Source organism: Blautia argi (assembly GCF_003287895.1).
In the GTDB taxonomy this organism is placed as follows: domain Bacteria; phylum Bacillota; class Clostridia; order Lachnospirales; family Lachnospiraceae; genus Blautia; species Blautia argi.
The window spans coordinates 2,190,115-2,213,457 of sequence record NZ_CP030280.1 but is presented as its reverse complement, the minus strand read 5'-3'; the positions used below and the strand labels follow the sequence as shown (position 1 = coordinate 2,213,457).

Annotated in this window: 20 protein-coding genes and 1 pseudogene; 16 read left to right on the top strand and 5 right to left on the bottom strand. The window is 43.3% G+C overall.

The features are described from left to right. Window positions 1-52: 52 nt before the first annotated feature. The 10 genes from DQQ01_RS10775 to DQQ01_RS10730 all read left to right on the top strand — a co-directional run bounded on the left by DQQ01_RS10775 (window position 53) and on the right by DQQ01_RS10730 (window position 9,033). The gene (locus DQQ01_RS10775) at window positions 53-835 is read left to right on the top strand and encodes a carbohydrate ABC transporter permease (protein ID WP_330407448.1); all 783 of its coding nucleotides are present in this window, start codon (window positions 53-55) and stop codon (window positions 833-835) included. Window positions 836-925: 90 nt separating this feature from the next. Further along, window positions 926-1,678 (top strand): carbohydrate ABC transporter permease, encoded by a 753-nt coding sequence (locus DQQ01_RS10770; RefSeq protein ID WP_111920043.1) that lies wholly within the window; start codon window positions 926-928, stop codon window positions 1,676-1,678. 4 nt (window positions 1,679-1,682) lie between these two features. Then, window positions 1,683-3,233 (top strand): hypothetical protein, encoded by a 1,551-nt coding sequence (locus DQQ01_RS10765; RefSeq protein WP_242980338.1) that lies wholly within the window; start codon window positions 1,683-1,685, stop codon window positions 3,231-3,233. Continuing rightward, window positions 3,230-4,246 (top strand): ABC transporter permease, encoded by a 1,017-nt coding sequence (locus tag DQQ01_RS10760; protein WP_111920042.1) that lies wholly within the window; start codon window positions 3,230-3,232, stop codon window positions 4,244-4,246. Before DQQ01_RS10765 ends, DQQ01_RS10760 begins: the two co-directional genes overlap by 4 nt. A 150-nt stretch (window positions 4,247-4,396) precedes the next feature. Continuing rightward, window positions 4,397-5,266, top strand: a complete 870-nt coding sequence (locus tag DQQ01_RS10755) for a dipicolinate synthase subunit DpsA (RefSeq protein WP_111920041.1) — start codon at window positions 4,397-4,399, stop codon at window positions 5,264-5,266. Window positions 5,267-5,294: 28 nt separating this feature from the next. After that, window positions 5,295-5,873: a dipicolinate synthase subunit B gene (locus tag DQQ01_RS10750; RefSeq protein ID WP_111920905.1), complete on the top strand. Its 579-nt coding sequence runs from the start codon at window positions 5,295-5,297 to the stop codon at window positions 5,871-5,873. A 31-nt stretch (window positions 5,874-5,904) separates the two neighbouring features. Next, window positions 5,905-7,755 (top strand): asparagine synthase (glutamine-hydrolyzing), encoded by a 1,851-nt coding sequence (asnB, locus tag DQQ01_RS10745; RefSeq protein ID WP_111920040.1) that lies wholly within the window; start codon window positions 5,905-5,907, stop codon window positions 7,753-7,755. Window positions 7,756-7,905: 150 nt separating this feature from the next. Further along, window positions 7,906-8,121, top strand: coding sequence for a hypothetical protein (locus tag DQQ01_RS10740; RefSeq protein ID WP_111920039.1), 216 nt, complete (start codon window positions 7,906-7,908; stop codon window positions 8,119-8,121). Next, entirely contained in the window at window positions 8,082-8,381 is a 300-nt protein-coding gene (locus DQQ01_RS10735) for a GNAT family N-acetyltransferase (protein WP_111920038.1), read from the top strand. The genes DQQ01_RS10740 and DQQ01_RS10735 overlap by 40 nt, the downstream gene beginning before the upstream one ends. A 22-nt stretch (window positions 8,382-8,403) precedes the next feature. Then, window positions 8,404-9,033, top strand: coding sequence for a YdcF family protein (locus tag DQQ01_RS10730; protein WP_111920037.1), 630 nt, complete (start codon window positions 8,404-8,406; stop codon window positions 9,031-9,033). Window positions 9,034-9,125: 92 nt separating this feature from the next. Here DQQ01_RS10730 and pflA read toward each other — a convergent pair whose 3' ends face one another. From pflA to DQQ01_RS10705, 4 genes and pseudogenes are all read right to left on the bottom strand, one after another. After that, a complete protein-coding gene (pflA, locus tag DQQ01_RS10725) occupies window positions 9,126-9,887 on the bottom strand; it encodes a pyruvate formate-lyase-activating protein (RefSeq protein WP_111920036.1) in 762 nt (253 codons plus the stop codon). Next, a pseudogene (gene grcA3, locus DQQ01_RS10715) lies at window positions 9,874-12,237 on the bottom strand (autonomous glycyl radical cofactor GrcA3). The gene pflA and the pseudogene grcA3 overlap by 14 nt, the downstream one beginning before the upstream one ends. A 238-nt stretch (window positions 12,238-12,475) precedes the next feature. Then, window positions 12,476-13,168, bottom strand: a complete 693-nt coding sequence (locus tag DQQ01_RS10710; RefSeq protein ID WP_111920033.1) for a YesL family protein — start codon at window positions 13,166-13,168, stop codon at window positions 12,476-12,478. Window positions 13,169-13,183: 15 nt separating this feature from the next. After that, window positions 13,184-14,470 carry an HlyC/CorC family transporter gene (locus DQQ01_RS10705; protein WP_111920032.1) on the bottom strand — a complete coding sequence of 429 codons (1,287 nt, stop codon included), beginning with the start codon at window positions 14,468-14,470 and terminating at the stop codon, window positions 13,184-13,186. Between the two features lie 211 nt (window positions 14,471-14,681). On the opposite strand from DQQ01_RS10705, the gene DQQ01_RS16625 reads away from it, so the two are divergent. Both DQQ01_RS16625 and DQQ01_RS16620 read left to right on the top strand, forming a co-directional pair. Beyond that, entirely contained in the window at window positions 14,682-16,019 is a 1,338-nt protein-coding gene (locus DQQ01_RS16625; protein WP_242980336.1) for a hypothetical protein, read from the top strand. Window positions 16,020-16,126: 107 nt separating this feature from the next. Continuing rightward, complete coding sequence (locus tag DQQ01_RS16620) at window positions 16,127-16,858, top strand: LPXTG cell wall anchor domain-containing protein (protein ID WP_242980334.1); 732 nt, start codon at window positions 16,127-16,129, stop codon at window positions 16,856-16,858. A 322-nt stretch (window positions 16,859-17,180) separates the two neighbouring features. Here DQQ01_RS16620 and DQQ01_RS10690 read toward each other — a convergent pair whose 3' ends face one another. Continuing rightward, complete coding sequence (locus DQQ01_RS10690) at window positions 17,181-18,632, bottom strand: IS66 family transposase (protein WP_111920030.1); 1,452 nt, start codon at window positions 18,630-18,632, stop codon at window positions 17,181-17,183. 173 nt (window positions 18,633-18,805) lie between these two features. Here DQQ01_RS10690 and DQQ01_RS10685 point away from each other — a divergent pair, with 173 nt between their 5' ends. From DQQ01_RS10685 to secD, 4 genes are all read left to right on the top strand, one after another. Beyond that, the gene (locus tag DQQ01_RS10685) at window positions 18,806-19,180 is read left to right on the top strand and encodes a TIGR04086 family membrane protein (protein WP_111920029.1); all 375 of its coding nucleotides are present in this window, start codon (window positions 18,806-18,808) and stop codon (window positions 19,178-19,180) included. 91 nt (window positions 19,181-19,271) lie between these two features. Next, a complete protein-coding gene (gene scfA, locus DQQ01_RS10680; protein ID WP_004222992.1) occupies window positions 19,272-19,412 on the top strand; it encodes a six-cysteine ranthipeptide SCIFF in 141 nt (46 codons plus the stop codon). A gap of 184 nt (window positions 19,413-19,596) precedes the next feature. Continuing rightward, the gene (gene scfB, locus DQQ01_RS10675; protein WP_111920028.1) at window positions 19,597-20,967 is read left to right on the top strand and encodes a thioether cross-link-forming SCIFF peptide maturase; all 1,371 of its coding nucleotides are present in this window, start codon (window positions 19,597-19,599) and stop codon (window positions 20,965-20,967) included. 18 nt (window positions 20,968-20,985) lie between these two features. Beyond that, window positions 20,986-23,253: a protein translocase subunit SecD gene (gene secD, locus DQQ01_RS10670; protein WP_111920027.1), complete on the top strand. Its 2,268-nt coding sequence runs from the start codon at window positions 20,986-20,988 to the stop codon at window positions 23,251-23,253. The last annotated feature ends 90 nt before the right edge of the window (window positions 23,254-23,343 follow it).

Sequence of the window (23,343 nt, the reverse complement as noted above, 5' to 3'; positions counted from 1 at the left end):
TGGATTCCATGGCTCTTTTTACTGCCAAGTCTGCTGGGGGGTCAGCATATTTGTGCTGATTCCTTTTGCAGATGTGGTACGCAGATCTTTTTTGAATGCAGTGGGAAACACGTTTGTGGGATTGGAGAATTATAAAAGTGTTTTGGAAAATCCGGCGTTTCAGCTGGCAGCAGGAAATACCCTGCATTTTCTGGCTGTATGTCTGCCCCTGCTTTTGGGAAGCTCTTTGTTCTTTGCAATTTTGCTTTTAAAAGCAGGAAAGAAAAGTGGAATTTTAAAGTCAGGATTCCTGCTTCCCATGGCAGTGCCGGCAGGTTCTGTGGTTTTGTTCTGGCAGCTGTTTTTTGATAAAAACGGGATTTTAAATCAGGCAATCCGATATTTCGGAGAAACAGGACCGGATTATATGAATACGGAGAAGGCGTTTGGAGTTCTGGTTGCCGTGTATCTCTGGAAGAATCTGGGGTATGATATGATTTTATGGCTGTCCGGTCTTATGGGGATTCCGAACAGTCTTTATGAAGCAGCGAAAATGGATGGTGCAGGAGAATTTCAATGTTTTTGTCATATTACCTGTCCCTTGCTTTTGCCCACTGCCTTTCTTACAGGGATTTTGTCCCTGGTAAATGCTTTTAAAGTTTTCCGGGAGGCTTATATGATTGCAGGAGGCTATCCCCATGACAGTATTTATATGCTGCAAAATTTGTTTAACAACTGGTTTATCAAGCTGGATATGCAGAAAATGACGGCAGCGGCTGTAATGCTTGCCCTGATTCTGGGGCTTGTACTTTTCGGAAGCCAGAAAATAGAAGAGAAATGGGGGCAGGGAATGTGAAGAAAAAAGAAGGCATCGCTTTGGATATTTTTAACAATTTTTGTTCTGCTTCTGCTTTTTCCGATTTTTCTTCTGGCAGCCGGTTCCTTAATGGGAGTGGAGGAACTGAGAGAAAGCTATGGAAGCGTGCTTTACGGAACAGGAGGAAAGCTGCACTGGAAGCTGTTCCCCCTGTATCCCACTTTAAAAGCATATCTGCAGCTCCTGTTGGACAGCCCGGATTTTTTTGTAATGTTCTGGAATTCCTGCAAACAGGTTTTTCCCGTTCTGGTCGGACAGCTTTTGTTCGGACTTCCTGCGGCGTGGGCTTTGGGAAAATTTCATTTTAAAGGCAGAAAGAGCATTTTGTATCTGTATATGATTCTGATGATTTTGCCCTTCCAGGTGACTATGGTTTCTAATTATACGGTATTATCCAGGCTGAAGATACTGGATACGCACTGGTCAGTAATACTGCCTGGAATTTTTTCCACGTTTCCGGTGTTTTTAATGACAAAGTTTTTTCAGCAGATACCAGATTCCCTGTTAGAAGCAGCAAAGGTGGACGGCGCCGGCGCTTGTAGGTGCTTTTTTTACATAGGTCTTCCCCTTGGAATGCCGGGAGTGATATCCTCTTTGATTTTAAACTTTCTGGAATACTGGAACGCCATTGAGGCGCCTATGACATTTTTGAAAACCAAAAGTCTGCTCCCGGTGTCCCTGTATTTATCCAATATTACGGGAAAGGATATGGGAAGCGCATTTGCGGCATCAATTTTGATTATGGCGCCGTCTGTATTTTTATTTGCCTGTGGGCAGAATTATCTGGAGCAGGGGATTCTTGCGTCAGGATTAAAGGAGTAAGAGCATGAAGAAGAGGAAAATCAATAAAAAACAACTGGCAGCAGGGGCTTTGGCAGCCTTTTTTCTGCTTATGGCTGTCTGTACTGTGCTTTCCCGCACGGCAGCTTCCATGGTGGTGCCAAAGGTAACTACAGGACAGGTGCAGGAAGGAAAACTGCAGGTACAGATACAGGGCAAAGGAACTGTAGAAACAAAGCAGGAGAGGCTGGTTCCCCTGCAGAGCGGACTGCGGGTAGAATGGGTATTGCCGGCAGGGACTGCAGTAAAAAAGGACGAGGTGCTTCTCAGATATGATAAATCCTATTTGCAGGAGCATATAGAGAAAAAGCAGGCAGAAATAAAAAAGCTGGAGCTGGCTGTGGAACAGGTAAAGCTTACCGGACAGCCACCTGCAAGGGTGACAGCAGCAGAAGGAGCCAAAAGAGAGGCGGCACTTTCTGAAGAAAACTATGAAACAGCCTGGGAAGATTATGCTTTGGCAGAAGAGGCATACAATGCCGGCATAGAAGAACAGCAGCAGATTTTAGACGGGGAACTTTTGGCTGCGGAAGCAGAAAAAGAAAAGGCGCTGCAGCAGGCACAGGAGCTGGACGCACTTGGAGAAGCAGAGAAGGCTGAAAATCTGCGTCAACAGGCAGAAGCAGAGGCTGAAGAAAGAAAGACTCAGGCACAGGCAGCCTATGACAGTGCCATACAGGAACTGGAATCCTTAAAAAATCAGGCAGAAGAAAATTTGCAGGCACAGGAAGCAGCGAGAACCCAGGCATACAATGCCTATGAAAGCGCAAAGGAACAGGACGCTGCTGCAGCGGAAAATGACAGAAAAACAGTTGAGGCAGGCAATTACAGTATACAGTCTGCCCAGGTAGATTTAGAGCTGGCACAAAAAGAGCTGGAAAAGCTGAAAAAGGTAGAAACAGAAAATGCAGAAGTAAAAGCAGAGGAAAACGGAGTTTTAAAAACAAGCAGTGCCACAGCAGGAACAATAACCGATGACACCTCTTCTCTGATATTTGGCTGGGGCGGATACCAGGTAAAGGGGAATCTTTCAGCAGAGGATTTATCAAAGGCAGAAGCAGGAGATGAAGTAAAAATTATGGTTCCCGGGCAGGGAAAAACACTGAAAAAGAAAGTTGGAGGCATTCATTCGGCTTCGTCTGGTTTCGGAGGGGGACAGGGAAACGCCGGAGCGGACAGTCAAAAGGAAGAACAATCCGGTTTTGCAGGTGTTTTTTACGCAGAGTTGGAAGCGGCAGAGGCTGTATACGGAAGTGAGGTTTCTTATGAAATCAGCAGACAGACAGATACTGCTTATAAACAGATACTTCCTCTTTCCGCAATACGGCAGGACACAGACGGTACTTACTGTCTTGTGGCGGAGCAGGAGGAAACCATTCTTGGAACAGAATACAGGGCAAAGAGAATTTCAGTAGTTGTAGTAGAAAAGGACAGTATGAGCGCAGCCATTACTTCTTCTCTGGGACCGGAGGATAAGGTGATTACAGGCAGCAATAAAGAAATTGCTTCGGAGGATAAGGTGAGGCTGGAAGAATGAAAAAAATATGGATAAGAGTTGGTACTTTGGCTCTGGGAATAGGACTTTGGGGGCTTGCGCTGTTTTTCTGGCAGAGGACAGAAAAGTATGCAGGGTGTTTTAATGGATATTATGACACACCGGTGGTTACACCTGCGCAGGTGCAGGAATTTTTGGAGCAGGCAGACCGGCAGGAAATGCTTCCGGATATAACGGTTTGGTCAAGACAGGAAAAGCAGCTGGTAAAAGGAAGTGTTCAAGTTGGCGTAACTGCAGAGGTGTGGAGTCTTTTTGGAAGTATGGAAGATTTTTTCGCAGGAAGACTTTCCTCTGGCAGCTATGTCTGGCAAGAAGACGATGAAGGGTGTATGGTCAGTACAGCGCTTGCACAGAAGCTGTTTGGAACAGATAAAATACAGGGAAATTCTATAGAAATAGAGAAAAACAGCTATGTTGTCCGCGGGTGTATAGAGAGTAAGGATTTGTTTGCAGCAGTTTTGGCAGACAGAGAAAAGGAGCTGGAGGGGCTATATCTGGAATACGCAAATAAAAGTGAGCCTGGTTCTTCGGCACGAAAATTGATGTGGCAGATAACCGGAAGAGAACCGGAGGGATTCTGGGAAGGGAATCTTTACAGCGCTCTGGCGAGAGTTTTGGCAGCCCTGCCGATATGGATTCTGGTGTTAGTCTGGATAAAAAGAGGTTGCGGAAAGCTAAACAATATTTCGAATTTTTCGCTTCGCCTTTTTGGGAAACTGTTTACTGCCGGAATTGTATGCGGATTGATTTTCCTGGGACTTTGGACAACACTGCGCTTTTCCGGGGATTATCTTCCGGCTATGTGGTCAGATTTAGGCTTTTTCCCGGAATTGATAGAAAAGAAACAAAACGCTTTTTTGGCGGTATGTCAGTTTGTCCTTTGTCCCAATGATGCCAGCATGCTTGGGAATTTAGGAAATACTGCTGCTGCAGTATTGGGAACCGTATTGGCAGAGGGGATTTTTCTGGGTGACAGCAGGGAAAGAGAAAGTTAAAAATGGAAAAACAGAGGCAGTGGTGTGAATAGGGAGTGTCAAATGATACTTATCCCAGGGGGGACTGAACCACTGCCTCTGTTTTTGGCGCTGTTTCATTTCTGCCCGCCTTGCATATCATAAAAGAGAAGCAGAAATCCAAAGGTCTGAATGAAAAGATTGAAGAGTCATTTTTATAGATTTGCAGTATTAGGCGGAGATATGCGTCAGGTATATCTGGCAGAACTTCTGGAAGAAAAGGAATATCAGGTACAGCGCTATGGGCTGACAGGGGGAAATGAGAAAGAAAGCTGCAGTCTGGAGGCGTGTCTGAAGATGGCGCAGGTTGTTGTAGCTCCCATACCTTTTTTGAGAGAGGGTGTAGTTTTCAGCAAAAATACGGAGAAAAAAATTTTGCCTCAGGAGCTTCTTTTGCATACCAGACCGGGCAGCATTCTTTTCGCAGGAGGTATTCCAAAGGAATATGAGAAACAGGCAAAAGAAAAGGGAATTATCTGTGTAGATTATTTAAAAGATGGGTATACAGCAGTGAAGAATACCATTGCCACAGCAGAGGGGAGTCTTGCAGAAGCCATTATCCGAAGCTCGGGAAATCTTACGGGGAGCAATTGTCTGGTTATTGGATATGGAAAGTGTGGAAGCACACTGGTATCTTATTTGAAAAAGTTTTCCTGCACGGTTTTTGTGGCTGACAAAGAAGAGAAGCAAAGAATAAAAGCGCAGCTTTTTGCAGACAGGGTATTGGAAAATGCAGAGCTTCCCCAGTATCTGGAAAACATGCAGTATATTTTTAATACAGCTCCGGCTTTGGTGCTTTGCCGGGCTTTTTTAGAATATGTCCCAGGGGATACACTGATTCTGGATTTGGCATCAGCACCGGGAGGTGTGGATTACGAAGCGGCAAAACAAAGACAACTGCAGGTACTGCAGCTTCCCGGGCTTCCCGGAAGGTATGCACCTTACGCTTCTGCTAAAATTCTGGCAGAGGCGATAGAAAGATATGGAAAGCAGAACTTGTAAACAGGAAGGATTTGGGAAGGAGTTCTTTATGAAAATAAAGGGAAAGAAAATAGGCGTGGCCTTTACCGGCTCGTTTTGTACCTATGAAAAGGCTTTTCTGGCATTGGAAAAACTGGTGGAAGAAGGGGCAATGGTGCAGCCGATTTTTTCAGAAGCAGCTCAGTCTGTAGACAGTCGCTTTGGAAAAGGAGAAGAATTTGTCAAAAGAGCGGAGGAGATAACCGGGCATAAAATTATGGGAACCATTGCAGAGGCAGAACCCATTGGACCCAAAAGCCTTTTGGATTTGCTCATCATTCTTCCCTGTACGGGGAATACCATTGCAAAGCTGGCAAACGGGATTACAGATACTCCGGCGCTTATGGCGGCAAAGGCTCATCTGAGGAATGAAAAACCACTTTTGCTTTCTATTTCCACCAATGATGCTCTGGGAATGAATATGAAAAACATTGGGCTTTTGTTAAATGCCAAGCATATCTTTTTTGTGCCATTTGGGCAGGACCATGCACAAAAAAAGCCAAATTCCATGGTGGCTCATACAGAACTTTTAATTCCGGCGGCAGAGGCGGCATTGGAGGGGAAACAGTATCAGCCCATTATTCAGTAAAAGATGATTGTTTTTAGCGGGAGGAAAAATTATGTGTGGAATTGCAGGCTTTTGCAGTTGGGAAAAGGATTACAGTATTTGCAGGAGAGAATGGGAAAAAATTTTAAAAGATATGAATCAGACACAAAAGAGAAGAGGACCGGACGGAGAGGGGAGCTTTTTGTCACCTCATTGCGGTATGGCACATGTACGGCTGGCTGTACAGGATTTGGAAAAGGGAGGGCAACCCATGTCCAGAAGCAGACAGGGGCGAACCTGCACGCTTTCTCTGGACGGAGAACTTTATAACAGAAAAGAACTGAGAAGAGATTTGGAAAAAGAGGGAGAAGTCTTTCGCACAGACAGTGATGCCGAGTTATTTCTGGCAGGTTATATGCGATATGGAGAGGAATTTGTCAAACGCATCAACGGCGTTTTCGGCGCAGCGCTTTGGGACGCCAAAAAGGAAACGTTATTTCTCTTTCGGGACAGAGCAGGAGTTGAGCCTTTGTTTTATACAAAATTCAGGGGGAATCTGATTTTTGCATCAGAGCCCAAGGGGATTTTTGCATATCCGGGCATGGAGGCTGAGGCAGATACGGATACCTTGTGTGAGATTTTTGCTCTGGGACCGGCAAAAACCTATGGAAAAGGTGTGTTTAAAAATATTTATGAGGTTCTTCCCGGACATTATCTGGCAGTGGAGAAAAACGGAATTAAAGAAGTGTGTTATTGGAAACTGGAAAGCCATGTGCATGAGGATTCTTTTGCAGAAACCGTGGAGAAGACGGCGTGGCTTATTGAAGATGCAGTCAGAATGCAGATGCAGGCAGATGTTCCGATTTGTACTTTTTTGTCCGGAGGAGTGGATAGCAGTCTGGTGACAGCAATTTGTGCAAAGGAATGGAAGCAGCAGGGGAAAAGTCTGGATACCTATTCCTTTGATTTTGAGGGGAATCAGAAATACTTTCAGGCAAATGCATTTCAACCCAGCCAGGACCGCCCATGGGTAGAAAAAATGGTAGATTTTTGCGGAAGCAGTCACACTTTTCTGGAATGTGATAATCAAGGACTGCTGGATTATCTTTATAGAGCCGTGGACGCCAGAGATTTGCCCTGTATGGCAGATGTGGAATCGTCTATGCTTTATTTTTGTTCTGTAGTCGCAAAGGAACACAAGGTAGTACTTACAGGGGAATGTGCAGATGAAATTTTCGGGGGTTACCCATGGTTTCGCAGCTCTAAGGCCTTTGAAGGACAAAATTTTCCATGGTCTGAGGATATGAAGGTGCGTCAGAGTCTTTTGTCAGAAGAATGGATACAGACGCTTCCCATGGAAGAATATACACGCAACGCTTATGAAAAAACCATAAAAGAAGTGCCTGCTTTAGAAGGAGAACAGGGGATAGAGAAGCGAAGAAGAGAGATTGCATATCTGAATCTGAAATGGTTTATGGCAACCCTTCTTGACAGAATGAACCGAACCGGCATGTACAGCGGTCTGGAGGGAAGAGTTCCCTTTGCAGACCACAGAATTATTGAATATGTGTGGAATGTGCCATGGGAAATGAAATGTCGGGACGGTGTGGTAAAAGGTCTGCTCCGTCATGCAGGAGAGGGAAAGCTGCCTAAGGAAGTACTGTGGAGAAAGAAGAGTCCCTATCCCAAAACGTATCACCCTGCATATGAGAAACTGTTGGGAGAAAAGCTCCAGGAGGTTCTGCGGGACTCCAAAGCGCCTGTGGGACAGTTTCTGGATAAAAAGAAGGTGGAGCGTTTTCTTGCCAGTCCGTCAGATTATGGAAAGCCCTGGTATGGGCAACTCATGGCAGGACCTCAGATGCTGGCATATATGCTGCAGGTGAATTATTGGCTGGAGAAGTATCGGGTGAGAATTTTGTAGAAAAGATTTTATAAAAGGGAAAATGAGGCGCCCCTAAAGTCAAATATAAAGTCTGACTTTAGGGGCTGTTCTCTGGCAGGAAGGACTGTTAAGAAGTTTAGAAAAAGTTCACAGAAAATTTTCGGAGAATTTCTGGAACATAGGAATGGAATGTATTATTATAATAACAAACAACTTGTAAACAAGAAACTGAAAAAAGAAAAAACAGCTGAGGAGATTGCAGATATTCTGGAAGAAGATCTTGAATCAATACAAAACCTGATACATGAGATAGAAGAGCAGGAAAAACCTTACGATAGATTTCCATTTCAGAAAGGAGCCATAAAATGGATTTTATCATCAAAGAAAACGAGATTTATTATATAGATGAAAAGGGAGAAAAAGCAGCAGAAGTTACGTTCCCGAACCTTGATACAAATACTGTAGATATCAACCACACGTTTGTTTCTCCCTCTCTTCGTGGTACAGGCATGGCAGGGAAGCTGATGCAGACAGCAGCAGAGGAAATTTCCCGGCAGGGGAAAAAGGCTGTGCTTACCTGTTCTTATGCCAGGGGCTGGTTTGAACGTCATGAAGAATTTCAGCACATTATACAGAAATCAGGGGACCGGTACAACGGACAGTAAGTAACAGAAGGGACACAAAAGCATGAAACACGCAGCATTTTTAGAGCAAATTACAGACTTTATTTTTGTGGAAAATGAACCGGAAAAATCAGATATTATTTTTATCCCGGGAAGTGGTTTTCCTCAGCTGGCAGAAGAAGCAGCACAGCTTTATCATGCAGGCTTTGCACCTCGGATTCTTCCTTCCGGACGCTATAGTATTACCCAGGGACATTTTGGCGGCGTGCAGGAAAAGACAGAGCAGTATCCCGGAACTTATGAAACAGAATGGGATTTTTTGAGAAAGGTTTTGGAGAAAAACAAAGTTCCGTCACATGCCATTTTGAGAGAAGACAAAGCGACCTACACCTATGAAAATGCCATTTATTCCAGAAAAGTGACAGAGAAAGAAGAACTGAATATTTGTCGGGCAATTTTGTGTTGTAAGCCTTATCATGCAAGAAGAAGCCTTTTGTATTACCAGTTTTTATATCCGGAAACTCGTTTTCTGGTATGTCCCGTAAAGGATAGTCAGGTGAGGAGAGAGAACTGGTATAAGACCGAAAAAGGGATAAATCTGGTTTTGGGAGAAATAGAGAGAATCGGTGTGCAGTTTCATGAGATTCTGAGAGGAATAAGAGAAGAAACAACAATTTCTCCGGAAGAAGGGTAAGTTTACGCTGCACAAAACAGTAGTGTAATCTTTTATGGATTGCACTACTGTTTTGTGCAGCGGTCTTTTTTTATAAGCAAAACACAGAAGAATCACAGCGTTTTCTGTTCTCGGTATTTCCTGACACTTTTCAGGATTTCCTGTCGGGCAGTCTGTGCCAGCTCTTTTGGGAGATTTTCCATGCCTTTAAGAGGGTAGGAAAGTCCAAGCTCTTTATATTTGGCTTCTCCCATATTGTGATAAGGAAGCACTTCCAGCCCTTTTATATTCCGGTGTTGGGCAATGAGTTTTCCGATACCGTCCCATTCTTCCGGCGTATCTGTATATCCTTTGACAATAACGTGGCGGATAATAACAGATACCCTGCATTCTTCAGCAGCATTCAGAAAATCCAGAACAGGCTGCTGGGCATGTCCGGTCAGAATCCGGTGCATATCTGAGAAACTGTGTTTTAAATCCAGGAGAATCAAATCAGTGGAAGCAAAGAGCTGTCTATAAGCTTCCTTCTTTTGTTCTCGATACAAAATCCCTGAAGTATCCAGACAGGTATGAATGTTCCTCTGTTTTGCAGCTTCAAACAGTTCTGTGAGAAATGCAAGCTGCATCAGGGGTTCGCCTCCTGTGGCAGTCAGGCCTCCTTTGGCATAAAAACTCCTGTTTTTTTCATAGACAGAAAGGATTTCGTCTACGGTCATTTTCTGTCCTTTGTTCGGTGCCCAGGTATCCGGATTGTGGCAGTACAGACACCGCATGGGGCAGCCCTGGAAAAACACCACAAGGCGGATTCCGGGGCCGTCAACGGTACCAAAGGTTTCCAGAGAATGAATAGAACCGGTGTTTTTACATTCCGTCATGGAAGGTTCTGGAAATAACCTCGTCCTGCTGTTCTTTTGTTAATTTATTAAAGTTTACCGCGTATCCGGATACACGCACGGTAAGCTGAGGGTATTTCTCCGGGTGCTGCTGGGCATCTAAAAGCGTTTCTTTTGTAAATACATTTACATTTAAGTGGTGTCCGCCTTTTTCGGCATAACCGTCTAATAAACCTACAAGGTTGTCAATCTGAGCGTCGCTGATTTTCATAAATTCTACCTCCGTTAAAATATTCTGCAAAATAAATTCATGTTATTTGTCAAGCTGTATATTCGGTTCACAGCAGGCACAGTCCGGTTCCAGTTCAAAGGTAATGTCATCAAAGAGAATGGCGTCATCTTTTCCAAGAGCCCCCGGAATAATGGAGAAGGTGTTGGAAATACCGTCCTGGGCGTCCTTAAAGGAAAGCTTGGAAACAGAATTTAAAGACGCTACAGCGCCGCGGCTATCTCTGTGATGCATGGGATTTGCACCCGGTGCAAAGGCTTCACCGGCTTTTCGTCCGTCCGGTGTAGAGCCGGTTGCTTTTCCATAAACCACATTTGAAGTAATGGTCAGGATAGAAGTGGTGGGGATACCGTTTCGATAGGTATGGTTTCCCTGGATATACTGCATAAACTGATGCACTACCTCATAGGCGATTTCATCGACCCGGTCGTCATCGTTTCCGTATTTTGGGAAATCACCTTCGATTTCATAGTCAATGGCAATGCCGTTTTCATCACGAACAGGTTTTACCTTTGCGTATTTAATAGCAGAAAGAGAATCTGCAACTACAGAAAGTCCGGCAATACCGGTAGCAAACCAGCGAGTTACCTTTTTATCGTGAAGTGCCATCTGAAGGCGTTCATAGCTGTATTTGTCATGCATATAGTGAATGATATTCAGAGTATTCACATATACGCAGGCAAGCCATTTCATCATATCCTGGAAACGCTCCATAACCTCATCATAATCCAGATATTCTGAAGTGATAGGACGGTATTTCGGCCCAACCTGTTTTTGGGAAATTTCGTCCACACCGCCATTGATTGCATAGAGCAGGCATTTTGCCAGGTTTGCTCTTGCGCCGAAGAACTGCATTTCCTTACCAACCTTCATAGAAGATACGCAGCAGGCAATGGCATAGTCATCACCGTGTGTCACTCGCATCAAGTCATCATTCTCATACTGAATGGAAGAGGACATAATGGAAGTCTTTGCACAGAAGCGTTTGAAGTTCTGCGGCAGTCTGGTGGACCACAGTACAGTCAGGTTTGGTTCCGGTGCGGTTCCCAGATTCTCCAGTGTATGAAGATAACGGTAAGACATTTTTGTTACCATGTGGCGTCCGTCAATTCCCATACCGGCAATGGATTCCGTAACCCAGGTGGGATCGCCGGAGAAAAGAGCATTGTATTCCGGTGTTCTGGCAAATTTTACAAGGCGCAGCTTCATAATAAAGTGGTCTGTGAACTCCTGAATCTGCTCTTCTGTAAAGATGCCGTTTCGCAAATCTCTTTCTGCGTAAATGTCCAGGAAGGTGGAAGTGCGTCCAAGGGACATGGCAGCTCCGTTCTGCTCCTTGATAGCTGCAAGATAACCAAAATACAGCCACTGGATTGCTTCCTGGGTATTCTGTGCCGGACGTGAAATGTCATAGCCGTAAATTTTTCCAAGTTCCTTTAATTCCTTTAATGCCTTAATCTGCTCGGAAAGTTCCTCACGCTCTCTGGTTACATCAGAATACATAATGGTTCTGGTGCTGTCTTTTTCATTCTGTTTTTCTTCAATCAGACGGTCCACACCGTAAAGGGCTACACGTCTGTAATCCCCAATGATACGGCCTCTTCCGTAAGCATCGGGAAGCCCTGTAATAATGTGGCTGGAACGGCAGGCACGCATTTCCGGTGTATAGGCATCAAAAACCCCGTCATTGTGGGTTTTGCGATGTTTAGTGAAAAATTCCACTACCTCTGGGTCTACTTTATATCCATTGTCCTCACAGGCCTTCATTGCCATGCGGATACCGCCATAAGGCTGCAGAGAACGTTTAAAAGGCTTATCTGTCTGGAATCCCACAATGGTTTCTTTTTCTTTGTCAAGATAACCGGGTCCGTGAGAAGTGATTGTGGAGATGATTTTGGTATCCATGTCCAGGACACCACCTTTTTCCCTCTCCTGTTTGGTCAGCTCCATAACCTGCTGCCATAAATCCTGTGTTGCCTGTGTTGCTCCCTGAAGGAAAGACTCATCTCCGTCATAGGGGGTATAGTTTTTCTGAATGAAATCCCGAACGTTGATTTCTTTTTCCCAGATGCCTCCCTGAAAAGAGTCCCATTCTTTATACATAGTTATAACCTCCTATATTTTGTGGTTAGCTGAGAATAACTTCACTGCTATATGTGGATTCTATAATATTAGACTGAAAAAGTCAAGCTAGTACTGTGTTTATTATTTCATACAATAAAAAAAATATAAGGGGAAATAGAGAAATTTTTATGTGATAAAAAATGTCGCACAGGCTTTATCTGAAACGCAGAAAGCGTCAGATAAAGTCTGTGCGGTAAAGAAAAGTCTTTTTGTTGTTTTACTGTGTATCAGAAGAGTCCGGTAATTCTTCCAACTCTGCAGAAGCATCGGGATTTGCATCTTCTTCATGAGGTTCATATTTTTCAAAAACCTTTCGAAAAATAATGGAAGCCACATAAGCAACTGTGGCAAAGCCCAGAACAACCCAAAGCATACTGCCATATACCAGAGTGGTTGGCGTAAGGAAGGTAACAAAGCCTAAAGCCAGAGGACAGATGGCCAGCACCAGTGTCCAGGGCAGATTTAAAATAGAAATCAGCAGAGAATTTTTCAGGATATTTTTTATATTGTTTTCAAATCTTGCTGTATAAGGAAATACATAGGTCAGCACCATAAGGTATAAAACAAGGATGGCGCCTATGAGAACCTGAAAAATTTTGCTCATGTTTGCCGGCAGAAGAGAAGCTGCACGGTAATCTACAAAAATAAAAATACCCAAAGCAGCCATAATCAGCCAGAGAATGGTAGACTGCTTGAAGTTTTCTTTAAAGGCTTTAAAAAATCCTTTGAAGATGTAGGATTCTTCTCCCCTCACCATTTTCAGGGTAACGCTGTACAGGGCAGTAATGGAAGCGCCTGCGGTAATAACCGGCAGACAGCAGATAATACATAAAACATTTAAAATCATTAAATCACATACACGGGACAAAAACCGCATAATCGGGCTGTCCATATTAAAAAAGCTGCTCATAATGTCAATCCTTTCCTAGTTGTTGTCTGTTTTGAAACTTTTTTCTGATACATGGGGTAGATAAATATGAACCGATTCAATTCGGTTTCGTTCTGCCTTATCCACCACAAGGCGTATACCGGATTCTGTAGTCACAGATTCGCCCTGCTGTGGAAAACGGTCAAGCTGTTCAATCATATAGCCGCCAATGGAATCGTAATCCTCAGATTCCAGATTCAGATGCAGGACTTCGTTTAAATCGTCCAGTCTTGCAGAACCAAGGGCTATATATTCCTGTCCGGAAACCAGCTCTGTTAAATCCTCCTCTTCCTCTGCATCGTATTCATCATGAATATCTCCTACGATTTCTTCAATTAAGTCCTCAAGCGTGATAATTCCTGAGGTTGCGCCGTATTCGTCTAAAACCACGGCAAAGGATACAGAGTTTGCTTTCATTTCCACAAGAAGTTCGGAGGTCTTTTTGTATTCATAAGTAAAATAAGCATCTCTTAAAAGCTTTCTCAGAGAAAACTCTTCCTTGCTGGTAAGAAGCAGATCTTTCATATTTATGATACCTATGATATTGTCTGTGGTATCTTCAAATACAGGAAATCGGGTATGCTTTTCTTTCCGGAACAGTTCAATTAAATCCTCATAGCTGCTGTTTATATCTGCAAAGGTTACGTCAATACGGGGAATCATAACGTCCTGCGCCTGGGAGTCGCCAAAGTCAAACACATTGTAAATCATGCGCCGTTCCTCGCTTTCGATGACACCCTCTTCATGTCCTACATTTACCAGGGTACGAAGTTCATGTTCAGTGATGGTATTTCCCTTTGCACTGTCATCTACCCGCATAAGTGTAAGGACTCCGTGGGCAAGACTGTTTACCACAAAGATGACCGGTGTGAGGATAATCATAAGCAGATGAATAATCCTGGCATAGGCAAGGGCTATTTTTTCTGCATGAATGGTGGCAAGGGTTTTGGGCGTAATTTCTCCGAAAATCAACACCAGAAGAGTAATAATACCGGTACTGATGCTGACTGCTGCATTGCCAAACAAGCGCATGGTAATGGTAGTAGCAAGAGAAGATGCCGTGATATTTACAATGTTGTTTCCGATTAGGATTGTGCTTAAAAGTCTGCCGGAATCTTCAATTACCTTCAGAAGTGTGAGGGCTCGCTTATCCCCCTGGTCAGCCAAAGACTGGATACGAATTTTGTTTACGGTTGTCATAGAAGTTTCTGCTGAAGAGAAAAATGCCGACAGGCAAAGCAAAAGAATCAGAATCAGAAACTGTATGGCGTCACTGGAATCCAATATTTTCAACTCCTTTTAAAATAAATTACAGCTTAACCAGCTATTAGAACTAATATACATGATTTTAAAATAGATTGCAACAAAAGGGAGAAAAAAGTTGCTTTTAGGGGGTGTCAGAAAAGAAAAAATTGTGCTATACTTATCAAAATAAGGAAAAATGAAACACGCCTTCAGAATCATATAAACAGAGAAGCAGAAGGGAAACAGATACATGAACAGAAATAAAAAGAATTTACATAAAAGAGTAGCAGCCAATGTGCTGGGACTTACACTGGCTTCTGTGGTGGCAGCAGGCACGACTGCAGACGTAACCGTACCGGTTTTTGCGGCTCAACAGACGCAGGAAAAAGAAAACACAGGTGCAGCTTTTGTATATTTAAACGGAGCAGCAAAAGAAGAAAAAGAAGCGGACGGCAGTACAAAGGAAAAAGCCGTTTCTTCTATTGATAAGGCGTTGCGTCTTGCAGGAAATACAGGCACAATTTATGTATGTGGAACTGTAACTGTCAGCACAGAAAAGAAGCTTACCATACCGGCAGGAGTTTCTGTAAAGAGGGCAGAAGGTTTTACAGGTCCTGTTGTGAAAATTACAGGGAAAGGAAAGCTGACAGTCACAGGAAATCAGCTTGCGGCTGCAGATGTGGATACTTCCGGAGCAGAAAACGGAAAAAATGCTTTTGTAGTTGAAAAAACTCAGGAAGAAAAGAAAAAAGCAACGGTCAATATACCTTCTACAGTAATGGCAGCTACCCTGGAAGAGTGGCAGAATTTCAGCTTTGCTTCTGCAGGATTTTCCGGTGAAGGAACTTTTGCATGGAAGGATAAATCCATTCCCACTGCGTATGAAACAGAGAAAACCGTGATTTTTATTCCGAACGATGCAGAAAAGTATGATTATACACAGGTTTCCGGCTGGGATAAGACTGCAAAGCAGGTAGTAAGAACAGTAAAAGTGGTGATAGAAGAGCTGAAGCCGGAAGAGAAGCAGGAGGGAACAGTGACGATTCCCCCACAGGTAACGCTGCAGAAGAAAGATGAATGGGAAAACTTTGACTTTGCAGCAGCCGGTTTTGTCGGTGAAGGAAGCTTTGCATGGGAAAATCCGGCAGCTCCGGAATCATATGAATCAGAAAAAACCGTTGTATTTACCCCCTCTGATACAAAAGAAAAGGATTACAGTCAGGTATCCGGCTGGAATGAGGAAACAGGAACTGTTACAAGAAGCGTAAAGGTTGTGACAGAAGAACTGAAGGATCCGACGCTGGAGGAAACCCCGGAAGAAAAGCCGGAAGACAATTCAGGCAAGGACGAGATAGAAAAGCCGCAGGAAACACCGGACAAGAATCCGGATAAAGATTCAGATAAAGACGCACCGGATAAGGATACCTCAGAAAAGCCGGAAGAAAATCAGGATAAGAACGATACAGAGCCTCAAAAAGAAGAGCCGGACAGTAATTCTGAAGATAAAAACACAATACAGATAATACAGGAAATACAGATGCAGAAAAGCCGGAGTCCGATACAGATAACGTTGTCATTACCCCGGTAGAGAAAGAAGAGCCGGAAAAAGAGGACACAGAGCAGGAGAAAGTTCCGTTCAGCGCAGAGCAGGGAAAGAACGGAGAAGTAGCGGAAAAAGCGCCGGAGGCAATTCCGGTGGGAAGCCTGATAGATGAAGCAACCGGGGTTCAGGTATCCGGTGATTTTCTTCCTTTTTATGTGGATTTACAGGTGTCCTATAACGATGCGGTAAGCGAATTGCCGGACGCAGGAATCGGGGAAATTCTTTCCGCTTATGAATTAAAACTGTGGGATTTAAAGGAAGATGAGGAATACAGACTTCCGGAGGGAAGAAAGGTGAAGGTACAGATTCCGCTTCCTGAAAATGCCAACTGTTATTCCGAATTATCCATTGCTCATTATCTGGGCAATAATGAATATGAGTATTTTGTATTCGATAAAGAAGGAAAAGTTGGGAATATGTGGGTTGAGGAGCTGGGAGGAGAAGAATATCTGACCTTTGAAACCGCCTCTTTCAGTCCCTTTAATGTAGGCGGTCATCAGATTGTAGGACCGGGAACCAGCAGCAATAACCATAAGCCCTCTGCAGGAAGCGGTAGCCAGGGAACCGGCAGCGTTTCCAAGCCTTCCGGAAGTTCGGGAAGCGCTACAGGGCAGATAAGCCAGAGTCAGAAAAAACCGTCTTCCGGAACTGGAAGTACGGCAGGAAAGCAGAACCAGACATCAGTGTCAAAGAAAAACAATACCAAGATTATTTATACCGTAAAAACCGGTGATGAAAGTAATATTCTGGTTTATGTTCTTGCCGGTGCAGCAGCCGTGGTTCTGGCAGTTGTTGCAATTGTTTTAGGCAAAAAGAAAAAATAAAAAACAACAAAGAGTCATGTTTTTTAAGCCCTTCCATATATTTTACATGGTAGTGTCAACTGAGTTATGAAAAACTGAGCGATAAGAAAAAGGCTCAGATGAACCTTGAAAATTGCAGATATGTTAGTTTGAGGTAAGTTTACGCCACCCTTGACAGCACGCAAAAGAACTGCTGTAGATAAATCACCGACGGCGAAGAACTCAAGAACAGTTAGAACTTCTTCCGTCGAATACAGCAGTGTAGCAGTTCTTTTGCGTGCCATCAAGGGCAAGCCGAAAGCGTTGCTTTCGATGGCTGGATATATTACCTCAGGCTCGGAATCTAAGAACAATTAGAACTTTCAGTTTGAAGGTTTAAGATGGTCTGTTGTCCTAAGAAAATGAGCAGTTGCCATTTACCTGGCATATTATCAGCGCCATTTAGCATATCAGCTTTGTTGAGTACCTGATAATGATTGTGCTTGTGTGGGCGCAGAAAATTATAGTAAGCAACCCATAAGGCTAAATCGTAATTGGCACCTTCATAATTATCAAAACCATTGGTAGTTCGGTAGGAAACTTTGTAGGTGCGATTGAGACGTTCGATCATCTGTTTATAAGGACGAAATTCTTTTGAAACTTCGTCATCATTGGTTAAACCGATAACCTGTGTGATGGTAAATTTAAAATCATCTTTAAATTTTTTAGCAAACTCCATGGCAGCTAGTGGATATGCACTATATCCATCTGCAATGAATTTAAATTTTTTCGGTAGTTCTGTGAGATGTCGAAAAGCCATTCTCATTGCAAGGATACAGGGACCGACACTTCGGTTGTCTGAGACCTGGTATCCGATGATAGAACGACTTGCAGCATCCATGATAAACCAGATATAAGCTTTGATTCCTCTTACTTTGATATAGGTTTCATCAGCGGTAAAAACATCTCCTGTTTTATAGTCATAATGATCAACAAAGGGCTTAATGCAAACAGCCGCAGTTTTGCAATAGTTAGCAATCTGCTGATGGGAGATGCTGATGTTGTAAAGGTCTTTTAGTGCTTGGGATGTTTTTCTTAGAGATAATCCAAGGTTGATATGTAGGGTCAGGCAAAGAGACATGACGTGTGCGTTGTGTTTGGAAAATTTTAAGGATGAAGCATTCTTAGGTAGTGAATTTAAATCCATGGTAAAGAAATCTACAGTGAATTCACGGTAGATGTAATGGAGTTTATATTTATTTTTGCCATAGTCCTCTTTTAGATCCTTCTTCTCAACTTTTTTGAGATTGTGCAGATAATAAGGACATTTCGGATTTACACATTTATGTATACGAAAGAACTTGCGATCTTTTTTAGCTACAAGGGTCTTACCACAGTGAGGGCAGATGAAACGAACAGGTGCAGAAGCTACTTCACCTGAGATGAAAGTCTGACCACAAACTTTACACTGGTATTGTCCGTTTCCACCATTGTTGTCATAGATGAAATGGTGTGGAGCACCGCATAAGGGGCAGATGGTATCTTCAGGAATGGATTTTCCATTGCGTCGTTGCACTGGTTTGAGTGATTTGTGATACTTCCATGTATAGTATTCTAGAAGGAATTGCCAGTCCTGTTTGACAAAGGTTTTAATGACCGGAAGTTCATCAACTTTGAATTTTTGATATTTGGGAGAATGAGAATCATCGAAAGCCCACTGTTTAAGAGGGATATATCTGCAGATAAAATTTAAAAGCCAGCAGATTTGTTGGTGTTGGTATTGAATAAAAGAAAGTAAGTATTGTATAATGTCCATGAGCATTGGCTCCTTTCGGGGATGTTGGTTTGGCGATTGACATTATACCAAAAAAGGGAGGTCAATGCTCTTTTTATTGCAGATTTCCCTAAAAATCAAGGTTTTTAATAGATTTAAACAATAAAAAATGGGTAGTTTTTGACACTACCTTTTACATATGGGAGGGCTTTTCTATGGAACAGACAATGTCAAAAAATGCAAAACCACTGCTAATGATGAAGGCTCTTGTGCTCGCCTATGCGGTTACGGGAATTCTGCTCTTGCTGCTGGCATACCTGCTGTATAAGATGGGATTGGGAGAAAGCCAGGTGAACCTGGGAATTATGGTGATATACATAGTGTCCAGCCTGCTGGGCGGCTTTTATCTGGGGAAAAAGATAAAGGTACGAAGATTTGTCTGGGGCATGGGGGTAGGAAGCGGGTATGCGCTGCTTCTTATTGCTGTGACCTTTCTCACAGAGCATCATATGCGGGGAGATATAAAGGAAATGGCACTTTTATTCTTCCTTTGTGTCACGGGAGGTGCCCTTGGAGGTATGCTTTCCTGAAAGAAATACTTGCCTGAAAATAACAGCTATGCTATAATACTGCCAGATGTATATTATATCTTAAAATCTAATACATATGGAGGAATATGTTATGGAACATATCAAAACATTAAATACAAAAAGTTTACAGAACACAGTGAAAAAAGGTGGTTGCGGAGAATGTCAGACATCTTGTCAGTCCGCATGCAAAACTTCCTGTACAGTAGGAAATCAGAGCTGCGAGCACAAATAATCACACAATTTAAGCAGCTTTCACATGCACAGAGCGAATGAGAGCAGCGGTATTACATGCCGCTGCTTCTTTATTATTACATAGGAAATAAGCCGCTAACGGCACCGCTCGCGCGTGGAGAATCTCGCAAACGAGATTCTTTTTTCATGTTTTACAGGAAAATACAGAAGAAAGGGGAAATACAGTGATTCATCGTTATAAAAATAATGGCTACAACATTGTACTGGACGTCAACAGCGGTTCCGTACATGTAGTGGACGAGCTGGTCTATGACATCATCGGACTTTTAGATCAGGGAAAACAGGAAAATGAAATTCAGGAAGAATTGAAAAACACTTATAAGGAAGATGATATCCGCACAGCCTGCAAAGAAATTCAGGAATTAAAAGATGCGGGTATGCTTTTTACAGAAGATATTTACAGAAATGCCATTGAACATTTTAAGGAAAGAGAAACCGTGGTAAAGGCATTGTGCCTGCACATTGCCCATGACTGCAATCTGGCCTGCAGATACTGTTTTGCAGAAGAGGGAGAATACCATGGCCGCAGAGCCATGATGTCCTATGAAGTAGGAAAACAGGCTCTGGATTTCCTGATTGCCAATTCCGGAAACAGAAAGAATCTGGAAGTGGATTTCTTTGGCGGAGAGCCGCTGATGAACTGGGATGTAGTGAAAAAATTAGTGGAATACGGAAGAGAGCAGGAAAAGCTGCACAACAAGAATTTCCGTTTTACACTGACTACCAACGGTGTATTATTAAATGATGAGATTATGGAGTTTGCCAATAAAGAAATGGCAAACGTGGTGTTAAGCATTGACGGAAGGAAAGAAGTCCATGACTTTATGCGTCCTTTCCGTAAGGGTGCGGGAAGCTATGATCTGGTAGTGCCGAAATTCCAGAAGTTTGCCGAGAGCAGAGGGGAAAAGAGCTACTATGCAAGAGGCACTTTCACCCGTCACAATCTGGATTTTGCAGAAGATGTGCTGCATCTTGCAGATTTGGGCTTTGACCAGATTTCCGTAGAGCCGGTGGTTGCAGACGAAAAAGAAGAATACGCCCTTCAGTGGGAAGACGTTCCGAAAATCTGCGAGGAATATGACAAACTGGCAAAAGAGATGATAAAACGGAAGAAAGAAGGCAGAGGCTTTAACTTCTTCCACTTTATGATTGACTTAACAGGAGGTCCCTGTGTGTATAAGCGTCTGTCTGGCTGCGGTTCCGGTACAGAATATCTGGCAGTGACACCATGGGGAGATTTGTATCCCTGTCATCAGTTTGTAGGGGAAGAAAAATTCCTTATGGGAAATGTGTGGGACGGTGTAAAACGTACCGACATTTGTAAGGAATTTAAAGATTGCAATGTATATGCAAAAGAGAAATGCCAGAACTGCTTTGCAAAATTCTATTGCAGCGGAGGCTGTGCAGCGAATTCCTATAATTTCCACGGTGCTATTAACGACGTGTATGAACTGGGCTGCGAGCTGCAGCGCAAACGTGTGGAATGTGCCATTATGCTGAAAGCGGCAGAGGCAGCGGAAGCAGAAGAAAATTAAGTAAAGAAGGGAAAAACCATGAAGAAAAGCAGAGGAGTGCTTGTCTTAGCGCTGACTGCCATTGTTACAGCGCTTTTAATTTTTACATCAGCGGTAGGGTTTGGGCCTACAGGAACAGGCGCGGCAAAGAACATTAAGACCGGTCTGGATTTGTCCGGTGGTGTCAGCATTACTTATCAGGCATCAAAAAAGTCACCTACAGAAGATGAAATGGCTGATACCATTTATAAGCTTCAGAAGCGTGTAGAACAGTACAGCACAGAGGCACAGGTTTATAAAGAAGGGGATAACCGTATTATCGTAGAAATTCCCGGTGTAACAGATGCCAATAAGATTTTAGAGGAACTGGGAAAACCGGGTTCCCTGTATTTCATTGCACACAAAGATGCAGAAGGCAATGAAAACTACAGCCTTGACCTTACGACAGGAGAATACAAGCTGAACAAAACCATAGAAGAGCTGGAAAAAAATGGTGGCATTGTGTTGACCGGTACAGAGGTCAAAGATGCCAAGGCAGCGGTTGCCCAGGACGATATGGGAAACAACGCTCATGTAGTCAGCCTGTCCCTGACAAAAGAAGGAACAAAGAAATTTGCAGAAGCAACAAAGACTGCTTATGAAGCAGGAGAAGACAGCATTGGTATTTATTATGACGGAAGTTTTGTCAGTGTGCCGAATGTACAGTCTGAAATCAAAGACGGAAATGCACAGATTACAGGTATGGAAAGCGCGGAAGATGCAGAAAATCTGGCTTCCACAATCCGTATCGGTGGTCTGAAATTGGAGTTGACAGAGTTGCGTTCCAGTGTAGTTGCAGCACAGCTTGGAGAAGAAGCAATTTCCACCAGCTTAATTGCAGCAGCCATCGGGCTTGCTCTGATTATTCTGTTTATGATTTTTGTATACAGAATTCCGGGTCTGGTGTCTGGTATTGCCCTGATTATTTATGTATGTCTGGATTTAATTGCTTTAAATGCCTTTGATTTAACACTGACCTTACAGGGCATTGCAGGTATTATTCTTTCCATTGGTATGGCGGTAGATGCCAACGTTATTATCTATGCCCGCATCCAGGAGGAAATCGCAGCAGGCAAGAGTGTGAGAACTGCGCTGCAGAATGGCTTCAAAAAAGCATTTTCCGCTATTTTTGATGGAAATATTACTACTTTGATTGCAGCCTTTGTGTTAAACTGGCTGGGCTCCGGTACGGTAAAGGGCTTTGCTCAGACACTGGCTCTTGGTATTGTTCTTTCCATGTTTACAGCATTGGTGATTTCCAGATACATCATGTATGCAGCTTACGCAGTGGGTGTTCGGGACGAGAAGTTTTACGGAAAGAGAAAAGAAAGAACACCGATTCGTTTCCTGCAGAAGAAAAAAGTCTTCTTCCTTGTTTCACTTCTGCTGATTATCAGTGGACCTGTGGCTATGCTGGCGTTTAAAGGGACTTCAGGAGAGGCGCTGAAATACAGTCTGGAATTTAAGGGTGGTACCTCTACAAACGTTACCTTTAAGGAGGATATGTCCATTGCAGACATTGACGCACAGGTGACACCTCTGGTAGAAAAAGTAACAGGTGACAGAAATGTACAGGCAACCAAGGTGGTAGGAAGCAATCAGGTTATCATTAAAACGGTAACTTTAAATGTAGATCAGAGAGAAAAGCTGGAAACAGCTCTGGTAGATGAATTTGGAGTAGATGCCAAAGAGATTACCTCTGAAAGTATTTCCTCTACTGTCAGCAGTGAAATGCGGGCAGACGCAGTAAAGGCTGTGGTTGTGGCAACGGTTCTGATGCTCCTGTATATCTGGTTCCGCTTTAAGGATATTCGTTTTGCAAGCAGTGCGGTACTGGCTCTGGTACACGATGTACTGGTGGTACTTGCCTTTTACGCTATTGCAAGGGTTTCCGTGGGAAATACCTTTATTGCATGTATGCTGACCATTGTCGGTTATTCCATTAATGCAACCATTGTTATCTTTGACCGTATCAGAGAAAACCTGGCTGCAGGCAAGAAGAAGGAAGATTTGGAAACTCTGGTAAATGCCAGCATTACACAGACGCTTACCAGAAGTATCTACACTTCTCTGACTACCTTTATTATGGTATTCCTGCTGTTTGTTCTGGGTGTTTCTTCTATCCGTGAATTTGCCCTTCCGCTTATGGTAGGTATTGTATGCGGTGGCTATTCTTCTGTATGCATCACAGGCGCGCTGTGGTATGTTATGAAGACAAGAATCAAAAAAACAGAAAAATTAAGAATCAGACAGAGGGCTGTCGCATAAAGCAGCAGTCAGGAATTGACAGAAATTCCTGAGATGCTTGGGCGACAGCCCCTTTCTTTCCTTCGCAGGAACAGGTGTCCTGTGAAAAAA